The organism is Paenibacillus sp. PAMC21692, from assembly GCF_014303795.1.
Classification (GTDB): Bacteria; Bacillota; Bacilli; order Paenibacillales; family Paenibacillaceae; genus Pristimantibacillus; species Pristimantibacillus agaridevorans.
In genome coordinates this window covers 4,601,447-4,621,143 of sequence record NZ_CP060293.1, presented here as the reverse complement: position 1 = coordinate 4,621,143, position 19,697 = coordinate 4,601,447, and the positions used below count along the sequence as shown (strand labels likewise).

Genomic DNA, 19,697 nt, shown 5'->3' with positions numbered 1-19,697 from the left:
CCACTCAACCTCATACTGCCATATTTACAACAAAGAGCAACCAGGCGAAGCCTTATGGGCCGCTGATTGCTCTTTTTATTGTTATATACGCTGCAGGATATCGTCAATTATGCGATACGAGTGGTTCGAAGCCTGCACTGTAAAGTCAGCAAAATTGGCATGCGCAGAGCCGTCAGCCTTATCCGACATGGAGCGGATGACGACAAACGGAATGCCGTTCATCTCGCATACCTGCGCGACAGAGGCGCCTTCCATCTCTGCACATGCTCCCTTAAGAGACTGATGCAGCTCCTCTACTTTCTCTTTGCTTGCAATGAACTGGTCGCCGGACAATACGACTCCCGTCAGGCAGCGGCCCGGGAAAAGTCTCTCGCTCGCGCTTGCAGCTAACTCGATCAGTCCGGGATCAGCCCGAAACACCGAGTTCGGGTGGTACGGAATCTCGCCTTGTTGGTAACCCAGCGGCGAGCAATCCATATCATGCTGGATGCAAGAACTCGACACAACGATATCGCCAATGTCAAGTCTTGGATCCAGCGCGCCCGCAACTCCGGTAAACAAAACACGACTTGCTCCGGCATCCAGCAGCAATTGCGTACAGACGGCTGCATTTACCTTGCCGACGCCCGACTTGCAATAGATGACACTTTTGCCATGAAGCTTGCCTTCGTAGTACGTAATACCGGCTTTGGTGAACGTGTTTGTTACCCTGACATGCTCATGCAGCCGTTCGATCTCTTCGGCCATTGCTCCGATGATGCCAATCTTAGATGCCGTCATTCTATTTAAATGGCTCCGACCGATTGCCGAACGATGATTTCATGCGGCAATACGACCCTGGCATGCTCTACGTTTTCTTTTTTCATTAATTTGGTCAACAAGCGCATCGACACGGCGCCGATATCATACATAGGCTGTGCTACCGCAGTAAGCTGCGGGCGAACCATGGATGCCATTCGGCTGTTGTCGACGCTGATGACGGAGATATCGCCTGGCACTTGCAGGCCGGCATCCTGGATGCAATGAATCGCACCGATAGCCATCTCGTCCGTGGCCGAGAATATAGCTGTCGGACGCTCGTTCAGATCGATGAAATATTTCATCGCTTCTGCACCGGACTCGTATCTGTAGTTGCCAATACGAACTAAAGTATCATCGTATGGCAGACCCGATGTTTCAAGCGCGCGCTTATAGCCTTGGAATCTGGCATATCCGTTGGATGGATCCTGAAGCGTGCCGCTGATCATCGCAATTCGTTTGTGACCTTTGCCTATCAGCTTCATAACGGCATCATATGCCGCCTCCTCGTGATCGATATCCACGGAAGGGATCTGGTTGTTATCATCGCTGGTGGCGCACAAAACGATCGGTACATTCGCCGTCTTGAACGCTTGCAGATGCTCGTCCGTCACAGCGCCGCCCATGAACAGCAGGCCGTCGACTTGCTTCTCCAGCAGGGTGTTGATAACGCGGATTTCCTTATCCTTCTTCTTGTCCGCGTTACACAAAATAATATTGTAATGATACATATTCGCGATATCTTCGATTCCGCGCGCTACCTCCGCGAAGATCGCATTGGAAATATCGGGAATCACGACGCCGACTGTGGTCGTCTTCTTGCTGGCCAGTCCGCGCGCAACCGCGTTGGGACGGTAGCCCAAACGTTCGATTGCTTCATATACTTTTTTTCTTGTTGCCGGCTTCACGTTAGGGTTATTGTTGACAACCCTGGAAACCGTAGCCATGGACACTCCTGCTTCTCTTGCTACATCATAAATGGTTACCGTCACGGATTCTCTCTCCATTTGTTCAGATTTGGATTACATCACTATGGTTCAACCTACATACACCATCGGGCAGTACCCGACTGCAAGGTTCACGCATATGTATCGCACGCCGATTATTAACGTAATCATACGACAAAATATTACTTTTCGCAATGTGAGCGAATAAACGGCAACAAATGGACTTCGGATGAGAACATGCCATGCGGCAGCCGTTTTGACGAAACGTTCAAGCTTATGTAAGCATCGAGCGTCGGCTAAGCTGCTGCAATCGCTTGTTCAGGTCTGCGATCCAATCCTCGTCTTCCAGCGATTGGGCCAACAGGTACAAGTCCAGCAGATTATTGATTCGATGTTGAATCAAGGCTTCCACGTCCTGAGGCTCCGGAGGTTTCTTGTTCACTTTGGCTTCGACGAGCAGATCCGCCCATTCGTTGCATTCGTTAAACAGGAAGGTTTGTTTGTCGGGCTCGGCTCCGAGCTTGGCGATCAGCCCCGTTAGATCGGGTTTCACTTCAGGAATGACTTCGCTTCTGCTGCAAGCAGTACAGGAGAAGATGGGGACATTATCGATTTCGACTTTGCCGGAATAGATCACCGTACGCAGCTTCATCGTCATGATCTCGCCGCAATGGCATGTTTTACGCAAAATGGGTCAGCTCCTTATTCATGCGGCTCAGCCGCTTACCTCACTGCTTGAGTGCAGCCTCGGGAATGTATAGAGGATTCGACCTTTTTTGCGAAAAGTCCTGCTTAATCGTCCCATGAAATTTTTACTACTTCACAACTTTTCTCCATAAGCGGTTGTTCAAAAATTCCGATTCCCATTACGAAGTATGCCCGGAAGCTTACCCGACATCGAATATTGAACGCAACCGAACCTTCCGGTGCTCACGTAGCTCTGCTACGCTCCGCTCCTCAGTTTCTAGTTGCCCTCAATCTTCTCGGTACTGAGAACCGAACTTTTTGAACTTGCACCATAAGCGCTTTACAGGTGGAATAGCCGCGACAACCGTCCAGCCTAACGCGCCTATACAGTCGTTTCGAACGTCGGCCGCATCCATCATCCGACCACCGACCCACGACTGATGGAGCTCGTCCGTCACGCCGTATAAACCGCATAGAACGACAATGAACACCTTGATCAAAGGACGTTCCGCCTTGACCCCGAGCGCGTAATCGAATGTCGCAGCGAGAATGAAATAAGCAACGAAGTGTCCCCAATTAAAGTCCGTCATCCAGGGGAGCCATCGTTGGAAGAAAGGCAACATCGTGTTCAACTCATCGCCGGTCCTGGACGATAACGCAAAGATGACGGCCATCCATACAACGGCTGGCAGCCATCGGATAAGTTGGCGCAAACGCCTCGAAGAGCTGCTTGTTACGGTTTGATTCATATCTGCTCCTTGGATACAATAGGAATGAATAACTTATTGTCAACTGGTATCAATCATCGAAGGGAGAGGTAAATATGTCGTTGAATAATCAAACGGTCATCTGTCTGCTCGATGACGAATTCGAGGACCTGGAATTATGGTATCCCGTTTACCGCGTGCGCGAAGCCGGGGCGACAGTTCTGTACGCCGGTCCGGAGAAAGGCAAAAAGCACATCGGCAAATATGGCGTCCCCGCCGTCGCCGACTTGTCTTTTGACGAAGTGAACGCGGCCGACATTGCCGGCTTGCTCGTGCCGGGCGGCTGGGCGCCGGACAAGCTCCGGCGGTACCCCAAAGTGCTAAGCCTCGTACAGGAGCTAAATGCGGCGGACAAGCCGATCGGCCAAATCTGCCATGCGGGATGGGTGCTCGTCTCTGCGAAAATTCTGGAAGGCCGTAAAGTGACCTCCACTCCGGGTATTCGCGACGATATGGAAAACGCCGGAGCTGTTTGGTATGACGAAGCTGTGGTGGTCGACGGCAATCTGATCTCCGCGCGCCGTCCGCCCGATCTTCCTCCATACGCCAAAGCGTTCGTGGACGCGCTCCAGCAGCGAATGGGCTAACCGTTCGCCGTCTGCTCGTCCTTGAGCTCCATAAACGCCTCCAGCTTGCCGATAATTTCCGAACTCGTCCGGCATTGCTGGAGGTTCCTCCACACTTCCCTGCATTCATCCTGCCTTGTCGAGAGCAAGCGTTCCTTAATGGGCAAGATGGAATGCGCCGACATGCTGAGCCCGTCGACATCCAGGCTGAGCCAGATCGGGAGCGCCCTCATATCTCCCGCAAGCTCCCCGCATACGCCTACCTTGATGCCCCGTTCCTTGGCCGCCTCCACCGTCGTTTTGATCATTCGCAGCAGAGCCGGGTGGAACGGATCATAAAGATGCGATATTTCTTCGTTCATTCGATCAACCGCCAGCGTGAATTGAAGCAGATCGTTTGTACCGATGCTAAAGAAATCCACCTCTTGCGCGAGCAGGTCGGCAATGATAACAGCTGCCGGCACCTCGATCATGACTCCGACAGGGATATTGCGTTCGTATGGAATGCCCTCCGCATCCAGTTCTCTCATAGCTTCGGCAAGCACGACGTTAGCCGCACGGATTTCGTCCACAGAGGTCACGAGCGGATACATCACTTTGACGGCACCATGAATGCTGGCCCGGAGAATCGCCCGAAGCTGTGTCTTGAACAAATCCTTGCGATCCAGAGAGATCCGGATAGCCCGATAACCCAGGAAGGGATTGTCTTCCTCCGGAATCTCGAAGTAATCCAGTTGTTTGTCGCCGCCGATATCCAGCGTTCGAATGACAAGCGGTTCGCCGCCGAGCCGTTCCGCTACGCTACGGTATACCTCATATTGCTCCTCTTCTTTAGGGAAACGGCTTCGGTCCATATAGAGAAACTCGGTACGGAACAAACCTACGCCCGTCGCTCCGCCCGCAAGCGCAATCTCCAGCTCCTTAAGCGAGCTGATATTCGCCTCTAACCGCAAAAACTTGCCATCCGGCGTCTCCGCGTTGCATTCCGCAAAATGCTGAAGCTTCCGCTTGGCCTCCGTCTGGCGATCATGCAACTCGTTGTACAGACTGATAATATCTTCGTTTGGATCAATATAGACGGTTCCGTCGCTGCCATCGATAATGAGGGTCTGCCCCGTTACGATCGGCTCCGTCAAACTGGCTTCCACCCCTACTACAAGCGGTACGCCAAGCGCTCTCGCCATAATGGAGGAATGGGAAGTTATGCTGCCTGCCAATGTGACAATGCCCAGCACATGATCCGGATTAATGTGGGCCAGCTGCGACGGCGACAGCTCCTTGGCAATAAGGATAAACGGCTGCGTATCCGAAGGCAGCGTTACTTCGGGTACGCCAAGCAGATGCTTGAGCAGCCGGTTGCCTACATCCTTGATATCGAGTGCCCGCTCCTTCATATAGTCGTCGTCGAGCAGATCGAACATGGTTACGAAGTGATCGATGGCCTCCTTGACCGCTACTTCGGCCGCTTTGTATTGGCGTTGGATGATGCCTTGAATTTCATTCATGAATACGGGATCGTCGAGAATGGCGAGATGCGCGTCGAAGATTTGACTTTCATCCGAGCCGACGACTTCCCTCAGTTCGTCCTTAATCTGTTGAATCTCGAACTTGGAAGTCCGAATCCCCTCGTACACCCGCTCGAATTCTCTGGCGAAATCCGCGACATCGACCTTGTTGTCCGGTACCTCCCACTCCCAGTTGGGGAGTACGAAAGACTTGCCGATAGCGATGCCCATTGAAGCGCCAATCCCTTGAATCATGTACGTTCCCCTCCACCATTGCTCTCTTTAAGTACGACTGACATAACCGAAGACTGTCCCTTCTTCACCGCCTTAAACGGTGCGTAACGCCAGGAATGGACAATATCGGAGTTGGTAATGACCATTGGTGTAGCCAAGGACTTGCTCTCCTTACGCACCCTTTGCAGGTTGAACTTGATCAGCAGCGCGCCGGGCAGCACGGAGTCTCCTTCCTTCACGACCGCTTCGAAATAAGACTTGCCTGACAGCTTGGAGGTGTCGATGCCGATATGCAGCAGCACTTCCAGTCCTTCCGGCGTACGAATGCCGATCGCATGCATTGTGGGGTAAATATGGATGACTTCTCCCTTTACGGGAGACACCAGTTCCCCCTTGTCCGGCAAAAAGGCAACGCCGTTGCCGACGAGCTTGCCAGCGAAGATAGGGTCGGGTACTTCATCAAGCGAAATCATGCGGCCTTGAACGGGCGAGTGGAATAACACTTGGGCTTGATCGCGGGTAATAGCCTTGAGCATCTCCTCGCGGATCAGCTCCGAAAACGTGCCGAACACGACCTGAACGTGACCTCCGCCAAGCCGGATAACGCCTGCTGCGCCAAGATTGCGCAGCGCGTTGACGTCAATGATTTTATCGTTCGACACTTTCAGTCGCAGCCTTGTTATGCAGGATTCCATCTGCACGATATTCTGCTTGCCGCCGATCGCTTGCAAAATAAGCGGAGCGCGATAAGGAATGTCGCCTGCCCATTCGTCGAGCTGCGAGCCTTCTTCGCGGCCTGGAGTAGGAATCTGGAATCTGGTAATCGCCCAGCGGAAAAGCAGATAATATACCGCGAACACAACAATGCCGATGGGAAGAATAAGCCATCCCCTCGTCGCCAAATGTTTGTTAATTAAAAAGTCGATGGCCCCCGCGGAGAAAGAGAAGCCATGTCTGATGCCAAGCTCGTATGTCAGCCACATAATACCGCCGGACAATATAGCGTGTACGACGTACAGATACGGAGCGACGAACAGGAACGCAAATTCCACGGGCTCCGTCACGCCGGTCAGGAACGAGGCGAGAGCCGCATACAGGAACGTCTTGCGAATCTTCGGCTTCAGATCTTCCCTTGCTTCGTGAATGATAGCAAAAGCGATAGCCGGCAGTGCGAACATCATCGTGGGATACAAGCCCGCCATGAAAACGCCCGCCTCGGGATCGCCGGCAAAGAATCGCGGCAGATCGCCGTATACCATCGTTCCTCCTTCCGTCTCGTAGCCGCCGATCTGGAACCAAAATACGTGGCTGACGAGGTGATGAAGGCCGAATACGACAAGAATCCGGTGAATGAAGCCGTACAGAAATATGCCGAAACCTCCGCCCGAAGCGACGACGTCGCCGAGCTCCACCATCAAATGCTGAAGGGTCGGAGCAAGATTTACCATCCCGATGGAAAAGAGAAGCGAGAGCACGCTTACAAATATCGGCACGAATCTCGGACCGCCAAAAAACTGAATGTATTCGGGCAATCGCAGATCCTTAAAGCGCTCATAGCTCACGCCGGAGACGATGCCGATCATGGCGCCAATCAGAACGGTAGGCTCAATTTCGGCGCTTGCTTCTGCTGTTATGCCCACATAGATGGCCATACCGACGAGCGAAGCGATTCCGGCCGACAAGGCGTTTCCGGTCAATCCCAACGAGATGCCCAAAGCGAATATAAAGGGCAGGTACACAAAAATAATATCGCTTGCCGCGCGCAGATGCTCCGCCATGCCGGGCAAACCGATCCAGTCCCAGGGCAATTGGCTCAAGCTAAGAAACACTGCTGCGGCAGGAAGCACAATCATGGGCAGCATAAACGCTCTGCCTAATTGCTGCAAGCTCCCTATAAACTTCATTTCGTTCTTAACCTCCTGTTGGCCGGTTGCTTCGTTTATGAGATACCCTCATGTACTGAAAATCGGTAATATGTCTTATTTGATGTTAAGCGCTGGCTACCTATTTGTCAAAGCCTACGCTTGCCGCATTAATTAAACGAAAAAAGCGGGCCGAGTCGGCCCGCTTCCGTATGTTCTAAATTTGCTTCATTGTCCTGACTTGCCATGCGGAAGCAATATGGAATCCTCCACTTTGATGCAGCGGTCCATGACAACCTCCAGCCCTCCCGCTTCCGCGATAGCAGCCGCTTCATCACTCGCGATGCCGAGCTGGAGCCACAACGTCTTCGCTCCGATCGCCACCGCTTCCTCCGCCACCTCCGGCGTATGCTCGCTGCGGCGGAATACGTTCACGATATCGACCGGTACAGGGATATCCTTGAGGGCCGCATAGGTCGTTTGCCCAAGAATAGGACCTTTTGCCGCCGGATTGACGGGAATGATCGTATATCCCTTTGCCTGCATCGCCTCGGATACCATGTACGAGACGCGGTCCTGCTTGTCCGACAAGCCGACTACCGCGATGTTCTGGCTTGCCTGCAAGATCTCCTTCAACCGTTCTCTGGTTGGATTGCTGAATGTCATGAATCGTGCACCTCCGTCTTGGATTAAATGCGGCAGCCGGCATGCTGACAGCTGCGCCTACAATCTACTGTACCCATTCCACGTTCGCGCCAAGCGCCTTCAGGTGGTCAAAATAAATCGGATACGACTTCGCCACATGATGCGCGTCGCGGATACGAATCGGGGACTTGGAACGCAAGCCCACGATTGTCAGCGCCATGATGACGCGATGGTCGTAATGCGCGTTGATCTCTACGCCGCCTTCCACGCCTTCCGGTCTGCCATGCACAATGATTTCCGCTTGGCGTTCTTCCACGTTGGCTCCGGCCTTGCGAAGCTCGTTCAGGTAATCCGTAATGCGGTCGCATTCTTTGTAGCGCAAATTCTCGACGTTGTAGAACCGGGAAGTGCCCTCGGCAAATACCGCCGCCGCAACCATTGCCAGCACGGCATCCGTCGCGTGGTCTCCGTCGAATTCCACGGCTTTCAGCTTGCCGTTGCCCTTTACTCGGACGATATCGTTTTCGTGTGTCAGCGGCGCTTCCATCATACGCAGCACGTCGACAACGGCGCGTTCGCCTTGTTTGCTGTTTTCCACGAGACGATGAACAATGATGTCCGATTCCGTAACGGCTGCTGCCGCCAAAATGGCCGCGGAACCCGGATAATCGCCTTGCACGGAATACGTCTTGGCCGCATACTTCTGTCCACCGGGAACGCGGAAGCGCATGTAATCCTCATCGGCATGAATGACGATGCCCGCTTGTTCCAGCACCTCCAAGGTCTGTCCTACGACGACCTTGGACTTCAAGTCGTGCAGCACTTCAATCTCGCTGTCCTCTTCCAGCAGCGGAGCGAGAAACAACAGCGCGCTGAGGAATTGGGAGCTGATGTTGCCGGATACTTGAATATGGCCGCCCTTCGGTTGTCCGCCTTGAATGCGGATCGGCAGCTTGCCCTCGCGGTGCTCGATCTTTACGCCCATCGCCGTCAATGACTCGATAAGATCGTCATGCGGACGTTTGCCCAGCGAATCGGGGTAACGGTTTATGAACGTGACATCCGGGCATAACGAAGCAATCGCCATCAAGAAACGCAGGACGGCGCCGGCATTCCCCACATCCAGCTGTTCCACAGGCTTGGGATTGCGGCCGAAGCCCGTAATCACGATTTTCTCGTCGTCTTCTTCGACGATCGCGCCAAGATCGCGGATGCAGCGGCGCATGGCGTCGCTGTCTTCGCTGTGGGCCGGATAGTAGATCGTGCTTGTCCCTTCTGCAAGAGCAGCGACCAGCAGGTAGCGAGTCGTATAGTTTTTGGAGGAAAGCGCTTGAATTTCTCCCGCTAGACGGGGAGTCGGTGTTACGATAACATCCATCGGTTAAGTCTCCTTTGCCATTCCATTATTCGGTTGCATCGCCAGAGCCGCCTGTAGGACCAGGGGCGTTCCACTCGTTCTTGCATGCAATAATTCTCTCCGCCACATCCTGAACGGACAGGCCCGTTGTATCAATGGCAAGATGGGCGAAGTCGTAAGCGCCGCGGCGTTGTTCCAGCAGCTTGTATACCCGCTCGCGGGCATCGCCTTGCAGGAGGGGACGCTCCTCATCCTTCGAGACGCGGGCGATAATGCTCTCGGCATCCGCCATTAATGCAACGACGAGGCTCTTCTCCAGCATGATGCTTCTATTGGATTCGCGCAGCACGGCTCCGCCGCCTGTCGCGATAATTCCCGGTTGTTCCTTGTCCAGCAGATCGGCAATGGCTTCCGATTCCAGATCCCGGAACCGGCCTTCTCCATCGGTGGCGAATATATCCGATATGCTTTGTCCTGCGCGCTTTACAATCTCCTCGTCGCTGTCGAGCCTCGCCCAACCGAGTCTCGCCGACAGCTCGCGGCTGACGCTGGACTTGCCCGTTCCCATAAATCCGACCAGCACGAGCTTATTCACTTCCATCTGAGCAATCATCCTTTGCCGTGTTTCTCTCGAAAGCAATTCTTCCATATCATATCATTTTTTTGCAGATTCGGTGTATAAAAAAGTTGGATTAGCCGTATGTATGTTAATGATGCAAACTTTATGCCGAGGAGTGATCCCATGATGAACAGTCCCACCCGTCCCATGCACCCGACGGAGCTGCGAATCCGTACCATCCTGAGCCCGGAACACCCGCTCTGCCGCGACGATGTTGTATGGATGTTAGGTTACATTAAAAAAAAGGTGGCTGACGAAGATCCCGCATTCATGGATCTGTCGCAGCCACGTCTCATGAAAAACTTTTTATACTTCGCCGAAGCGGCCATGGCGCTCATCCAGCGCAGGCACTGCAGCGACCAGGAGGCGGACCGCCTGCGCGATTGGCTGCGCGAAGCGTCCCATGGCCTGGCTTAACAGCGCTAGCGATTAGGATTGAAGCCAGTTGAAGTGGAACGAACCTTCTTTGTCCACGCGCTTGAACGTATGGGCGCCAAAGTAATCGCGTTGCGCTTGCAACAGGTTCGCTGGCAGACGCTCCGTGCGGTAGCTGTCGAAGTAAGCCAGCGCGCTGGAGAATGCCGGTACCGGCACGCCGTTTGTTACGGCGGAAGTAATCACTTCGCGCCATGCGCCTTGGTACGACTCAACGATTTCTTTGAAGTAAGGATCAAGCAGCAGGTTGCGAAGACCCGGATCGCGGTCGTAAGCGTCCGTGATGTTCTGCAGGAAACGCGCGCGGATGATGCAGCCGCCGCGGAAGATCTTTGCGATGTCGCCGTAGCGCAGATCCCAGCCGTATTCGTCTGAAGCGGCGCGCATTTGCGCGAAGCCTTGCGCGTAAGAGCAGATTTTGCTCGCGAACAGCGCCTTGCGTACAGCTTCGATAAATGCCGCTTTATCGCCCTGGAACGGAGCTTTTGCAGGACCGCTCAGCACTTTGCTTGCCGCTACGCGTTCTTCTTTCATAGCCGACAGGAAGCGGGTAAATACGGATTCCGTAATGATGGACAGCGGTACGCCAAGGTCCAGGGAGCTTTGGCTTGTCCACTTGCCCGTACCCTTTTGGCCGGCGGAGTCCAAAATAACGTCAACCATCGGTTTGCCCGTTTCCGGATCGTATTTGGAGAAGATATCGCGCGTAATCTCGATCAGGTAGCTGTCGAGCTCGCCTTTGTTCCACTCGGTGAAGATTTCGTGCAGTTCTTCCGTGCTGACGTCAAGCACGTTTTTAAGCAGGTCGTAAGCTTCGCAGATGAGCTGCATGTCGCCGTATTCGATGCCGTTGTGAACCATCTTTACGTAATGGCCGGCGCCGTCCGGGCCGATGTAAGTACAGCAAGCGTCTTCGCCTACCTTGGCTGCAATAGCCGTCAGTATCGGCTCTACAAGCTCGTAAGCGGATTTCTGGCCGCCTGGCATGATGGACGGGCCTTTCAGCGCGCCTTCTTCGCCGCCGGATACGCCAGTGCCGATAAAACGGAAGCCTTTTGCTTCAAGCTCTTTGCTGCGGCGCTGCGTGTCGGGGAAATAAGCGTTGCCGCCGTCAATGATAATGTCGCCTTGATCCAAATGCGGCACGAGGGAGTCGATTGTTGCGTCCGTACCCGCTCCGGCTTGCACCATGATGAGGATTTTGCGAGGCACTTCAAGAGAAGCGACGAATTCTTCGATCGTGTAGGTCGGAACCAGGTTTTTGCCTGCGGATTCGCTGATAAGCTCGTCCGTTTTCTCCCGCGAGCGGTTGAACACGGAGACGGTGAATCCTCTGCTCTCGATATTGAGGGCAAGGTTTCTGCCCATAACGGCCATGCCGATAACCCCGATTTGCTGCTTAGACATGAGTTTCTTCCATCCTTTTCCAATATATTTTTAAGAGGTTGTTCAAAAAGTTCGCTTCCCATTACGAAGTCATCCAAGAAGCGTACTCGACGTCGAATATTGAATGCAGCCGAACCTTCCGGTGCTCACGTAGCTTCCACTACGCTCCGCTCCTCAGGTCCTAGCTTCATCCAATCTTCTCGGTACTGATAACCGAACTTTTTGAACTCGCACTTAAAGTCTTACAATAGCTTTATTCTACTCTTTTTACACCCGGAAGAAAACCTGATTGGCCGTCCTCATCCATAAGAATAACCGAGAGCAAGGTTGCGTTATTCTTATAGCAAAAAACGACCCTGCGCGCCGCGCCGTTCCGGGCGACTGCATGATCGTTTCTTTAAAGCTTAAGATTTACTCTTCTCGCCATTCCCTCACAACTCTAGCTGCAGCATCTCCGAACGAAGCGCAACCAACCTTTCCTTAGATTCTGCAACCGCTTCCTCATTTTGAGCCTCAAGCGCTTCGTGCAGCACCAGCAGCTCATAATCAAGCTCGAACCTCAGCACCGCCGCACGCTCTTCCGCGCGTTTCGATTGGAACGCCTTGATCATTTCCTCTATTGTCACGAATGGTTTCTTTTGATAAATAATCCGATGCTCCATGCCTGACACCTCCACAAGTCGTATGATTTCGCCGAACATAATGTTCTCGATTACGATTTGCCGATCCTTGATTCGTTTAACGACTGCATGACCCCGTGTATCGTTAATCAATTTCTCCAGAAGCTCCGACAGTTTTTCGTCTTTGATCACATAATCGCCTACAATTTTGTAACGGGTGTTCATTCGGTGGAACTGAAGCTTCACGAGCTTCCTGCCGGTCCGAATGGATACGAGGAACTGCCCTTCCGTCTCGCTCCAGTATAAGGAATAACCTTCCTGAATGAGATCCCGGATGAGATTTTGGATTTGCCGGCGTTCGAATCGCAGCTCCAGATTACAATATTCGACTTCGTAGCTCTTATTCACGGCAATCCCTCCCTTAACCTAGTGTTATTTGACGAAATGTTCTGACAATTTGTTCTTACCACTATCTTATACTTCATCTTATGTTCTGGCAACTTGGATTATTGACTAATTTTTAAGTCTGGGTTGCCCATTCTGCAATACTGTCGGTTCTCCTCCCCCTCGCCCCCTAGCTTTACCTATTCAGATAGGCATTTCCCTTGAATTATGTTATAATCATTCTAAAATAATAAAGCTTCTCATCCACTTCCCAATTATAATGTATTAAGGAGAATGCGCGAAATGACAATTACAACTGCCGCCCATAAAAATACCGCTCACGCTCCGCTGGAAGGCTTCGCCGCCGCCGACTTTGACGTTTTTCGGTTGGAAGGTCTCGAAGCACGCATGCATGGCATACAGACTCTCATCCAGCCCAAATTCCGCGCCTTGGGGGAGCAAATCGTGGACGAGCTGTCCCGGCTAACGGGACGCGAGATGTACCTCCATATCGCAAAACACGCGAGAAGGACGGTTAACGCGCCCAAGGATACCTGGCTGTCGATCTGCGACAACAAGCGCGGCTACAAGTCTCATCCCCACTTCCAGCTCGGCCTGTTCGACGACCATGTCTTTATCTGGCTCGCCCTGATCTACGAGGTGCCAAACAAAAAAGCGATCGCATCCGCCTATCTGGAGCAGCTCGACGACGTTATCGAAACTGTCCCGTCCGACTTCATGATGTCGCTTGACCATATGAAGAAGGAAGCTCAGGAAGTCGGGGAAATGGATGAAGCGGCCTGGAAGACGGCGCTCGTAAGATTTCGGGACGTCGGCAAAGCTGAGCTGCTTGTCGGTCGCCATCTCCCGGCGGACGATCCTGTGCTGCAGGAGGGCGAAAAGCTGCTGCGATACGCTCTGAGCACCTACGAAATACTGCTTCCGCTGTATGAGCTGGCTTGCAACCGATCGCGATAAAACGAACCTCCTGCTGAGTTCTGCGGGGCACATCGTGTGCAGAGCAGACAAGCAAGCCGGAAAAACCAGCGCGCATGTGCTGATTTCTCCGGCTTTCTTTGTTTTTACTCAAGGTTAATTAAAAGAGCTGCAACTTCAAACTTCCGTTCCCGCTGCCGCTTCCTTCATTAGCGAATCGTTAGCTGCCTTTCGTTCCTTCCTCGATTTGCGGAAGAACAGCAGCTCGTATACACAAGGAACAATGATTAACGTCAACAGAGTCGCTGCAGCCAAGCCGCCGATGACGACGATCGCCAGACTTTGGGATACGATGCTCCCGGATTCATGCGAGCCGAATACGAGAGGCAGCATCGCGCAGATCGTCGCAAGCGCCGTCATGATGATCGGCCTCAATCTTGTCGAGGCTGCTTCTAGCAAAGCATCGCGGATCGTCATTGATTGCTCGTTTTGCTTGACCCTGTCGATGAGCACGATGGCGTTCGTAACCACGATGCCAATTAGCATCAGCGCTCCGAACATGGCTGTGAAGTCCGGCGTAACGCCTGAGACTAGAAGCCCTGTGACCGCACCGATCGCGGCTAGCGGCAAGGAGATCATGATCGCAAGCGGAGCCCGCAGCGTTTTGAATGTTAGAACCATGATCAGATAGACGAGACCGATTGAGATAAGAGCCGTCATGCCGAGGTCCGCGAAGTCGCCGGCCTGTTCCGCGGAAGCGCCGCCTACCGAGAACTCCACGCCTTCCGGAAGCTGCAAGGCATCTGCCGCCTTGGAAATTTCGGTTCCTACCAAAGACAGCTTCGATGGATCAACGCTAGCCGTCACCCGCAAATAGGGTTTGCCTTCCTTATGGTAATACAAGGTGGGTTCTTCCGTCCGAATTAACGTAGCCACCGTAGAGACAGGAACCGCCCCAGCTTCCGTCATGACGGTAAGAGACCCAAGCTCGCTCTCCGACTGCGGATCGACGACAGGCTGCAGCCATACCGGCGTCTCGCCCGTATTCAACGATATGGAGCCGATAGGGACGGGATTCAGCGCGAGCTGAAGTTGTTGGGCTATCTCTTCGCCGCGCGCCTGCTCCGGCTTGACCTGGAACGAATAAACCGGCTTCAAATCCTCCTGACTGCTCTCGACCTTCTCTACGCCTTCTATTTTCGCCAGAGCCTCCTCCAGCATGCCCGCAGCCTCGGCGAGTTTCGACTCTTCGCCCGTCACGTCGACGAACACCGTCGTAGAGCCTCCGCCCATCATCAAATCCGTCGCGTTGGCCAGCAGCTCGGCATCCGGATATTCGCCGGCCCGAGCCCGAAGGGCATCAAGCGTCTTCTCCGCGTCGGCTCCTTTCTTCATGCCCACTAGATAAGAGATTAATGTAGGGGACGACACGGCTCCGAACTGTGCGTCGTCAGAGCTGTTGCCAACGGACATCATTGTCCATTCCACATCGGCCCGCTCAACAAGATAGCGCTCCAGCTTCGTTCCGCCCGCCAGCACCTCATTCTCCGGCGTGTCGTTAGGATACTCCAACGTTACGCTTAAATTCTCCGCGCTGGAGGAATCCAATGCGGCTTTCGGCATGGTGACGTATGCGCCAACCGACCCGGCCAGCAGAACCACCGCCAGCGTTAGCGGTATCCACTTACGCTGCAAATTCCATGCCAGGAACTTCGCGAAGCGAGGCGCTCCTCCGTGCTCCTTCTCCTTCGTACCCTTCAGCAGCCATGCGCCAAGCAGTGGAACGACGGTCAAAGCGACAAGCAGAGAGGCGAGCAGCGAATATGTCACCGTCAAAGCGAACGGCAGCAGGAACGCCTGCAACGAACCGCGTAGCAGCCCCATAGGCAGAAACACCGCTACCGTTACGATCGTCGAAGATGTAATCGCAGACGCGACTTCCCTTGTCGCGTCTGTAATAAGCGAGACGGAGAAGGCCTCCTTCTGCAACCTGCGGTATATATTCTCGATGACGACGATGCTGTCGTCCACGAGTCGTCCGACGGCAACCGCTACGCCGCCGAGCGTAATAATGTTCAGCGAAACGCCGGACAGCTGCAGCAAATAAAGTGTGATGCCCAGCGAAAGCGGAATAGATACGATCGTTACGATCGTCGCTCTGAAGTTGCGCATAAACAACAAGATGACAATAGTAGCGAACAAAGCGCCAAGCAGTACTTCGCGCAGCATGCTGTTAACGGAATGCTCCACGGATTCCGCGCTGCTTAGCAGTACCGAAACGTTTACGCCGCCGCTCTCCGCGCCAAGCTCTTCGACCTTCTCTTGTATGGACTTGCCGACCGACACCGCATTGGCATCGGCTGCCTTCGAGATGGTCAGCAAGACGGCGTCTTTCCCGTTCATGCGGCTGACATTCTCCTTCTCATTCGCCAGCGTCACCCCGGCGACATCCCCAAGCTCGACTCCGGGCAGAACGGTCAGACGCTTTAGCGTCTCCAGCGTGCCGATCGTTTCCGTAACGTTGAGACTGACGGCTTGACCGTCAATGCTTCTCTCGCCAATCGACGTCTGTGCGCCTCTGCCCTGCAGCACTCCCATTAACGTCTGCACTGGAATGCCTGCATCTGCGAGCTTGTCAGCGTCCGGCTGAATGTGAATGACCGCCTTCGCTCCGCCCGATACGGATATTTGACCGGCTCCTTCGATGCCTTGCAGCTCGTTTTTAATGGCGGTCAGCCGCTCTTCGCGTTCTTGTCCGCTTACGCTCTCATCAAACGTAACCGTGACCCAGGAGATCGGAATCATCGATGTATGGAATTGGATGACAAACGGCGGCATCACATTGCCTGGGAGCGGAACGGCTGCTACCGCGCGTTCCACCTCCGCTTTCGCTTCCTTCATGTTCGTGGAAGAATCGAAGTTAAGACTGATCTGCGAGTATCCTTCCCCGGAAGTGGAGAACAACGATGTCTTTCCTTTCGTGAACATAACCGCCTGCTCCAGCGGCTCCGTGACGCGCTCTTCCATCGTCTTTGCATTGACGCCTTGCCCGATGGACGTAATCATAACCTGCGGATTATCCGCCGCAGGCAGGAACTCCATCGGCAGCCTTAAGTAACTGATAACTCCTACCGCCAGCGCCATGACGACCAATAACCCGATTGCCGCCTTATTGCGGAACGACCAACCTGTAATACTGTTCATGCTTTCAAATCTGCTCCTTTTCCGAAACCGGTTTTGTTTGTTTTGTCTTTACCATCATACGGGCAAGGAAAAACTTGCAAAAACGTCTTCAGACGGTATTATTGCCACGCCGTTAGCCGGAGGCAAAACAAGACTTTGGTCGGGGATACGCCTTTTTCGCGATGAAAACAGATCGATGCCACCGACTTAACTCCGCGGAAGCAGCATCTTCGAGGTAAATAGATCGGTGTCATCGACTTGACTCTGCAAAAATAGCAATTTTGAGGGAAATAGATCGGCGCCACCGCCTTAAATCAGCGAATGCAGCACTTTCGAGGGAAATAGATCGGTGCCATCGACTTAAACTAGCGAAAGCGGCACTTACGAGGGAAATAGATCGGTGTCACCGACTTAAACTAGCGAAAGCGGCACTTTCGAGAGAAAAAGATCGGTGTCATCGACTTAACTCCGCGGAAGTAGCTCCTTCGAGGAAAATAGATCGATGCCACCGACTTAAACTAGCGAAAGCGGCACTTTCGAGAGAAAAAGATCGGTGTCATCGACTTAACTCCGCGGAAGTAGCTCCTTCGAGGAAAATAGATCGATGCCACCGACTTAAATCAGCGAAAGCAGCACTTTCGAGGGAACTAGATCGGTGGCAACGACTTAAACTAGTGAAAGCAGCACTTTGGAGGGAAATAGATCGGCGCCACCGACTTAAATCAGCGAATGCAGCACTTTCGAGGGAAATAGATCGGTGGCACCGACTTAAACTAGTGAAAGCAGCACTTTGGAGGGAAATAGATCGGCGCCACCGACTTAAATCAGCGAATGCAGCACTTTCGAGGGAAATAGATCGGTGTGATCGACTTAAACTAGCCAAAGCAGCACTTTGGAGGGAAATAGATCGGTGTGATCGACTTAACTCCGCGGAAGTAGTTCCTTCGAGAAAAATAGATCGATGCCACTGGGGCCGGGGGCGATATTTTAGCGGAAAAATCCGATTTATTGGGCTAGGCCGGGGACAGGTCAGGCAACTAACGTGGATGAAAGAATTTATATGTTTCATTTGCGCTACTCGAGTCAGACATGAAGCAAATGAATCATAGTTTTAAACCTCATTAGCTACTCGAGCCAGCCATGCAGCAAACGAAGCATAGTTTTATACTTCATTTGCTCCTGAAGCCAGCCACGTGGAAAATGAAGCATATTTTATGCTTCATTAGCTCTTCAAGCCAGCCATGCAATGAAGCAAAGTTTTATACTTCATTAACTCCCTGAGCCAGCCACGTGGAACGAAGCAATGTTTTATGCTTCATCAAAGACGCAAACAATCCCGCTGAGATCTGTTCGATTTCCCAACCGTTTTTATCTGCACATGAACAACTTGCTTACTATCCCCAAGTCTTAAGGTTGCCTATTTCTTAAACTTAAAAAAAGCCCCCCATTGAAATGGGGAGCCAGTCTGGCATGCTCAAGGTGAAACGGCTGCCCTTTCCTTTGGCGATGCAGCGCGTTTCACTCCGAGAAATATCGAGAAAGCATGACATGTTGATTTCCTAATGTTGTAAAATAACGGTCTATCCTTCTGCCGATACGGTTCGCTCTTGTTCGTCCAATTGACGGAAACGGAATACAAACAGTAGTGCGGCAATGCACAGAACGCCTCCGATCAAATAAGGCAGACCTTCGCCAATCGTAAAAATAAACGATCCTAACAGAGGGCCCGCGATTCGTCCCAGACTGTCCATCGACGAGCTTAACCCCGATGCGACGCCTTGTCCGACCTTCGTCTTCTGGGTAATGAGCGACGTTACGCAAGGACGGATCAGCGCGTTGCCGACGCCGAACACCGCGAGCGACAGAATCGCCCAGGCCAGCGAGTGCGCGAACAGCAGCAAGAAGAATCCTGCGGCCGAGATGATTAAGCCGATCACAATATAACGCGGCTCCTCGCCTTTCTTAATTCGCCTTCTCACGATTCCGCCTTGTACGAGCGCGCCAACGATGCCGCACACGAAGAAGAGCAAGCCAACCTCAAGCGGCGTTACGTCGAATCGGCTCATCCCGAAAAATTGCAGAGTCGCTTCCATGCCCGCAAGCGTGAATGTCACGAAGAAGGCAAGCACGTACAGATGTTTGAGCGGTCCCTGAAATGCCGTCCACCTCGAAGTTCGCTTCTCGGCTGGTTTCTTGCGCTGCTCGGGTGTCAACGATTCGTTTAGCTTGAGAAGCGCGAGCACGAAAGTTAAGAGCGCCAAGCCGGCTGCCGCAAAAAACGGCGTTTCGTGCGAGACGACGCTGAGCAGCCCCCCGAAGCCCGGGCCGATCGTGAAGCCGAGACCGATCGACATGCCGACAAGCCCCATTCCCTTAGTACGCTGCTCCGGAGGAGTAATGTCCGCCACATAAGCTACGATGACAGACGCGACTGCGCCCGAGAACAAACCGCCGATCGCCCGGGAAGCGTACATAAGCGCGAGATTGCCCGAAGCAAGGCCGAACAAGAGAAAACTCGCGGCGAAGCCAAGCAGACCGATCAAAATGATGGGCCGGCGACCGATCCGGTCCGACCAATTGCCCCAAAGCGGCGACAATATAAAGGATACCGCCGAATATAGCGCCAGCATCCAGCCCGTGTGAAGCTCCGCGTTGTCCGGGTCGGCATCCTGTATAATTTCCGGCATAACCGGGATGATAATGCCGAAGCCGATAAAAGTAATCATCAATATTCCCATTACAATGAGTAAACGCTTATCCTTCATG

At 53.1% G+C, this 19,697-nt stretch carries 16 protein-coding genes; 3 read left to right on the top strand and 13 right to left on the bottom strand.

Annotated features, from left to right (window positions below):
- Positions 1 to 81: 81 nt before the first annotated feature.
- The 4 genes from H7F31_RS18310 to H7F31_RS18295 form a co-directional block, all read right to left on the bottom strand.
- Positions 82 to 780 (bottom strand): 5'-methylthioadenosine/adenosylhomocysteine nucleosidase, encoded by a 699-nt coding sequence (locus tag H7F31_RS18310; protein ID WP_187099950.1) that lies wholly within the window; start codon positions 778 to 780, stop codon positions 82 to 84.
- Between the two features lie 5 nt (positions 781 to 785).
- Positions 786 to 1,790, bottom strand: coding sequence for a catabolite control protein A (ccpA, locus tag H7F31_RS18305; protein ID WP_187099949.1), 1,005 nt, complete (start codon positions 1,788 to 1,790; stop codon positions 786 to 788).
- A gap of 229 nt (positions 1,791 to 2,019) precedes the next feature.
- Positions 2,020 to 2,433 carry a hypothetical protein gene (locus H7F31_RS18300; RefSeq protein WP_087567745.1) on the bottom strand — a complete coding sequence of 138 codons (414 nt, stop codon included), beginning with the start codon at positions 2,431 to 2,433 and terminating at the stop codon, positions 2,020 to 2,022.
- A 286-nt stretch (positions 2,434 to 2,719) separates the two neighbouring features.
- Positions 2,720 to 3,181, bottom strand: coding sequence for a VanZ family protein (locus tag H7F31_RS18295; RefSeq protein WP_187099948.1), 462 nt, complete (start codon positions 3,179 to 3,181; stop codon positions 2,720 to 2,722).
- 74 nt (positions 3,182 to 3,255) lie between these two features.
- Between H7F31_RS18295 and H7F31_RS18290 the strand changes: the two genes are divergently transcribed.
- Positions 3,256 to 3,786 (top strand): type 1 glutamine amidotransferase domain-containing protein, encoded by a 531-nt coding sequence (locus H7F31_RS18290; RefSeq protein ID WP_187099947.1) that lies wholly within the window; start codon positions 3,256 to 3,258, stop codon positions 3,784 to 3,786.
- Here H7F31_RS18290 and ptsP read toward each other — a convergent pair.
- The 5 genes from ptsP to H7F31_RS18265 all read right to left on the bottom strand — a co-directional run bounded on the left by ptsP (position 3,783) and on the right by H7F31_RS18265 (position 9,969).
- Positions 3,783 to 5,525: a phosphoenolpyruvate--protein phosphotransferase gene (ptsP, locus tag H7F31_RS18285; RefSeq protein ID WP_187099946.1), complete on the bottom strand. Its 1,743-nt coding sequence runs from the start codon at positions 5,523 to 5,525 to the stop codon at positions 3,783 to 3,785. The genes H7F31_RS18290 and ptsP overlap by 4 nt on opposite strands.
- Entirely contained in the window at positions 5,522 to 7,408 is a 1,887-nt protein-coding gene (locus H7F31_RS18280; protein ID WP_187099945.1) for a glucose PTS transporter subunit IIA, read from the bottom strand. Before H7F31_RS18280 ends, ptsP begins: the two co-directional genes overlap by 4 nt.
- Positions 7,409 to 7,594: 186 nt before the next feature.
- Positions 7,595 to 8,032, bottom strand: a complete 438-nt coding sequence (locus tag H7F31_RS18275) for a CoA-binding protein (protein WP_187099944.1) — start codon at positions 8,030 to 8,032, stop codon at positions 7,595 to 7,597.
- 64 nt (positions 8,033 to 8,096) lie between these two features.
- A complete protein-coding gene (gene aroA / locus H7F31_RS18270) occupies positions 8,097 to 9,389 on the bottom strand; it encodes a 3-phosphoshikimate 1-carboxyvinyltransferase (protein ID WP_187099943.1) in 1,293 nt (430 codons plus the stop codon).
- 25 nt (positions 9,390 to 9,414) lie between these two features.
- Positions 9,415 to 9,969 (bottom strand): shikimate kinase, encoded by a 555-nt coding sequence (locus H7F31_RS18265; RefSeq protein ID WP_187099942.1) that lies wholly within the window; start codon positions 9,967 to 9,969, stop codon positions 9,415 to 9,417.
- A 141-nt stretch (positions 9,970 to 10,110) separates the two neighbouring features.
- Here H7F31_RS18265 and H7F31_RS18260 point away from each other — a divergent pair, with 141 nt between their 5' ends.
- Positions 10,111 to 10,404 carry a hypothetical protein gene (locus tag H7F31_RS18260; RefSeq protein WP_397372572.1) on the top strand — a complete coding sequence of 98 codons (294 nt, stop codon included), beginning with the start codon at positions 10,111 to 10,113 and terminating at the stop codon, positions 10,402 to 10,404.
- Positions 10,405 to 10,416: 12 nt separating this feature from the next.
- On the opposite strand, the gene gndA is transcribed toward H7F31_RS18260, so the two are convergent.
- Both gndA and H7F31_RS18250 read right to left on the bottom strand, forming a co-directional pair.
- Positions 10,417 to 11,829: an NADP-dependent phosphogluconate dehydrogenase gene (gene gndA / locus H7F31_RS18255; RefSeq protein ID WP_087567736.1), complete on the bottom strand. Its 1,413-nt coding sequence runs from the start codon at positions 11,827 to 11,829 to the stop codon at positions 10,417 to 10,419.
- Between the two features lie 410 nt (positions 11,830 to 12,239).
- Complete coding sequence (locus tag H7F31_RS18250) at positions 12,240 to 12,836, bottom strand: hypothetical protein (RefSeq protein ID WP_187099941.1); 597 nt, start codon at positions 12,834 to 12,836, stop codon at positions 12,240 to 12,242.
- A 279-nt stretch (positions 12,837 to 13,115) separates the two neighbouring features.
- Here H7F31_RS18250 and H7F31_RS18245 point away from each other — a divergent pair, with 279 nt between their 5' ends.
- Positions 13,116 to 13,790 carry a DUF1054 domain-containing protein gene (locus H7F31_RS18245; protein WP_187099940.1) on the top strand — a complete coding sequence of 225 codons (675 nt, stop codon included), beginning with the start codon at positions 13,116 to 13,118 and terminating at the stop codon, positions 13,788 to 13,790.
- A 135-nt stretch (positions 13,791 to 13,925) separates the two neighbouring features.
- On the opposite strand, the gene H7F31_RS18240 is transcribed toward H7F31_RS18245, so the two are convergent.
- Positions 13,926 to 16,952 (bottom strand): efflux RND transporter permease subunit, encoded by a 3,027-nt coding sequence (locus tag H7F31_RS18240; RefSeq protein WP_187099939.1) that lies wholly within the window; start codon positions 16,950 to 16,952, stop codon positions 13,926 to 13,928.
- A 1,559-nt stretch (positions 16,953 to 18,511) separates the two neighbouring features.
- Positions 18,512 to 19,696, bottom strand: coding sequence for an MFS transporter (locus H7F31_RS18235; protein WP_187099938.1), 1,185 nt, complete (start codon positions 19,694 to 19,696; stop codon positions 18,512 to 18,514).
- Between the last annotated feature and the right edge of the window lies 1 nt (position 19,697).

Bases quoted from the DNA above. Each gene is read 5' to 3' on its own strand.
- H7F31_RS18290 (WP_187099947.1), top strand. From the start codon at position 3,256: ATGTCGTTGAATAATCAAACGGTCATCTGTCTGCTCGATGACGAATTC.
- H7F31_RS18310 (WP_187099950.1), bottom strand. From the start codon at position 780: ATGACGGCATCTAAGATTGGCATCATCGGAGCAATGGCCGAAGAGATC.
- aroA (WP_187099943.1), bottom strand. From the start codon at position 9,389: ATGGATGTTATCGTAACACCGACTCCCCGTCTAGCGGGAGAAATTCAA.
- H7F31_RS18240 (WP_187099939.1), bottom strand. From the start codon at position 16,952: ATGAACAGTATTACAGGTTGGTCGTTCCGCAATAAGGCGGCAATCGGG.
- H7F31_RS18280 (WP_187099945.1), bottom strand. From the start codon at position 7,408: ATGAAGTTTATAGGGAGCTTGCAGCAATTAGGCAGAGCGTTTATGCTG.
- ptsP (WP_187099946.1), bottom strand. From the start codon at position 5,525: ATGATTCAAGGGATTGGCGCTTCAATGGGCATCGCTATCGGCAAGTCT.
- H7F31_RS18235 (WP_187099938.1), bottom strand. From the start codon at position 19,696: ATGAAGGATAAGCGTTTACTCATTGTAATGGGAATATTGATGATTACT.
- H7F31_RS18260 (WP_397372572.1), top strand. From the start codon at position 10,111: ATGATGAACAGTCCCACCCGTCCCATGCACCCGACGGAGCTGCGAATC.
- H7F31_RS18245 (WP_187099940.1), top strand. From the start codon at position 13,116: ATGACAATTACAACTGCCGCCCATAAAAATACCGCTCACGCTCCGCTG.
- H7F31_RS18275 (WP_187099944.1), bottom strand. From the start codon at position 8,032: ATGACATTCAGCAATCCAACCAGAGAACGGTTGAAGGAGATCTTGCAG.
- gndA (WP_087567736.1), bottom strand. From the start codon at position 11,829: ATGTCTAAGCAGCAAATCGGGGTTATCGGCATGGCCGTTATGGGCAGA.
- H7F31_RS18295 (WP_187099948.1), bottom strand. From the start codon at position 3,181: ATGAATCAAACCGTAACAAGCAGCTCTTCGAGGCGTTTGCGCCAACTT.
- H7F31_RS18265 (WP_187099942.1), bottom strand. From the start codon at position 9,969: ATGGAAGTGAATAAGCTCGTGCTGGTCGGATTTATGGGAACGGGCAAG.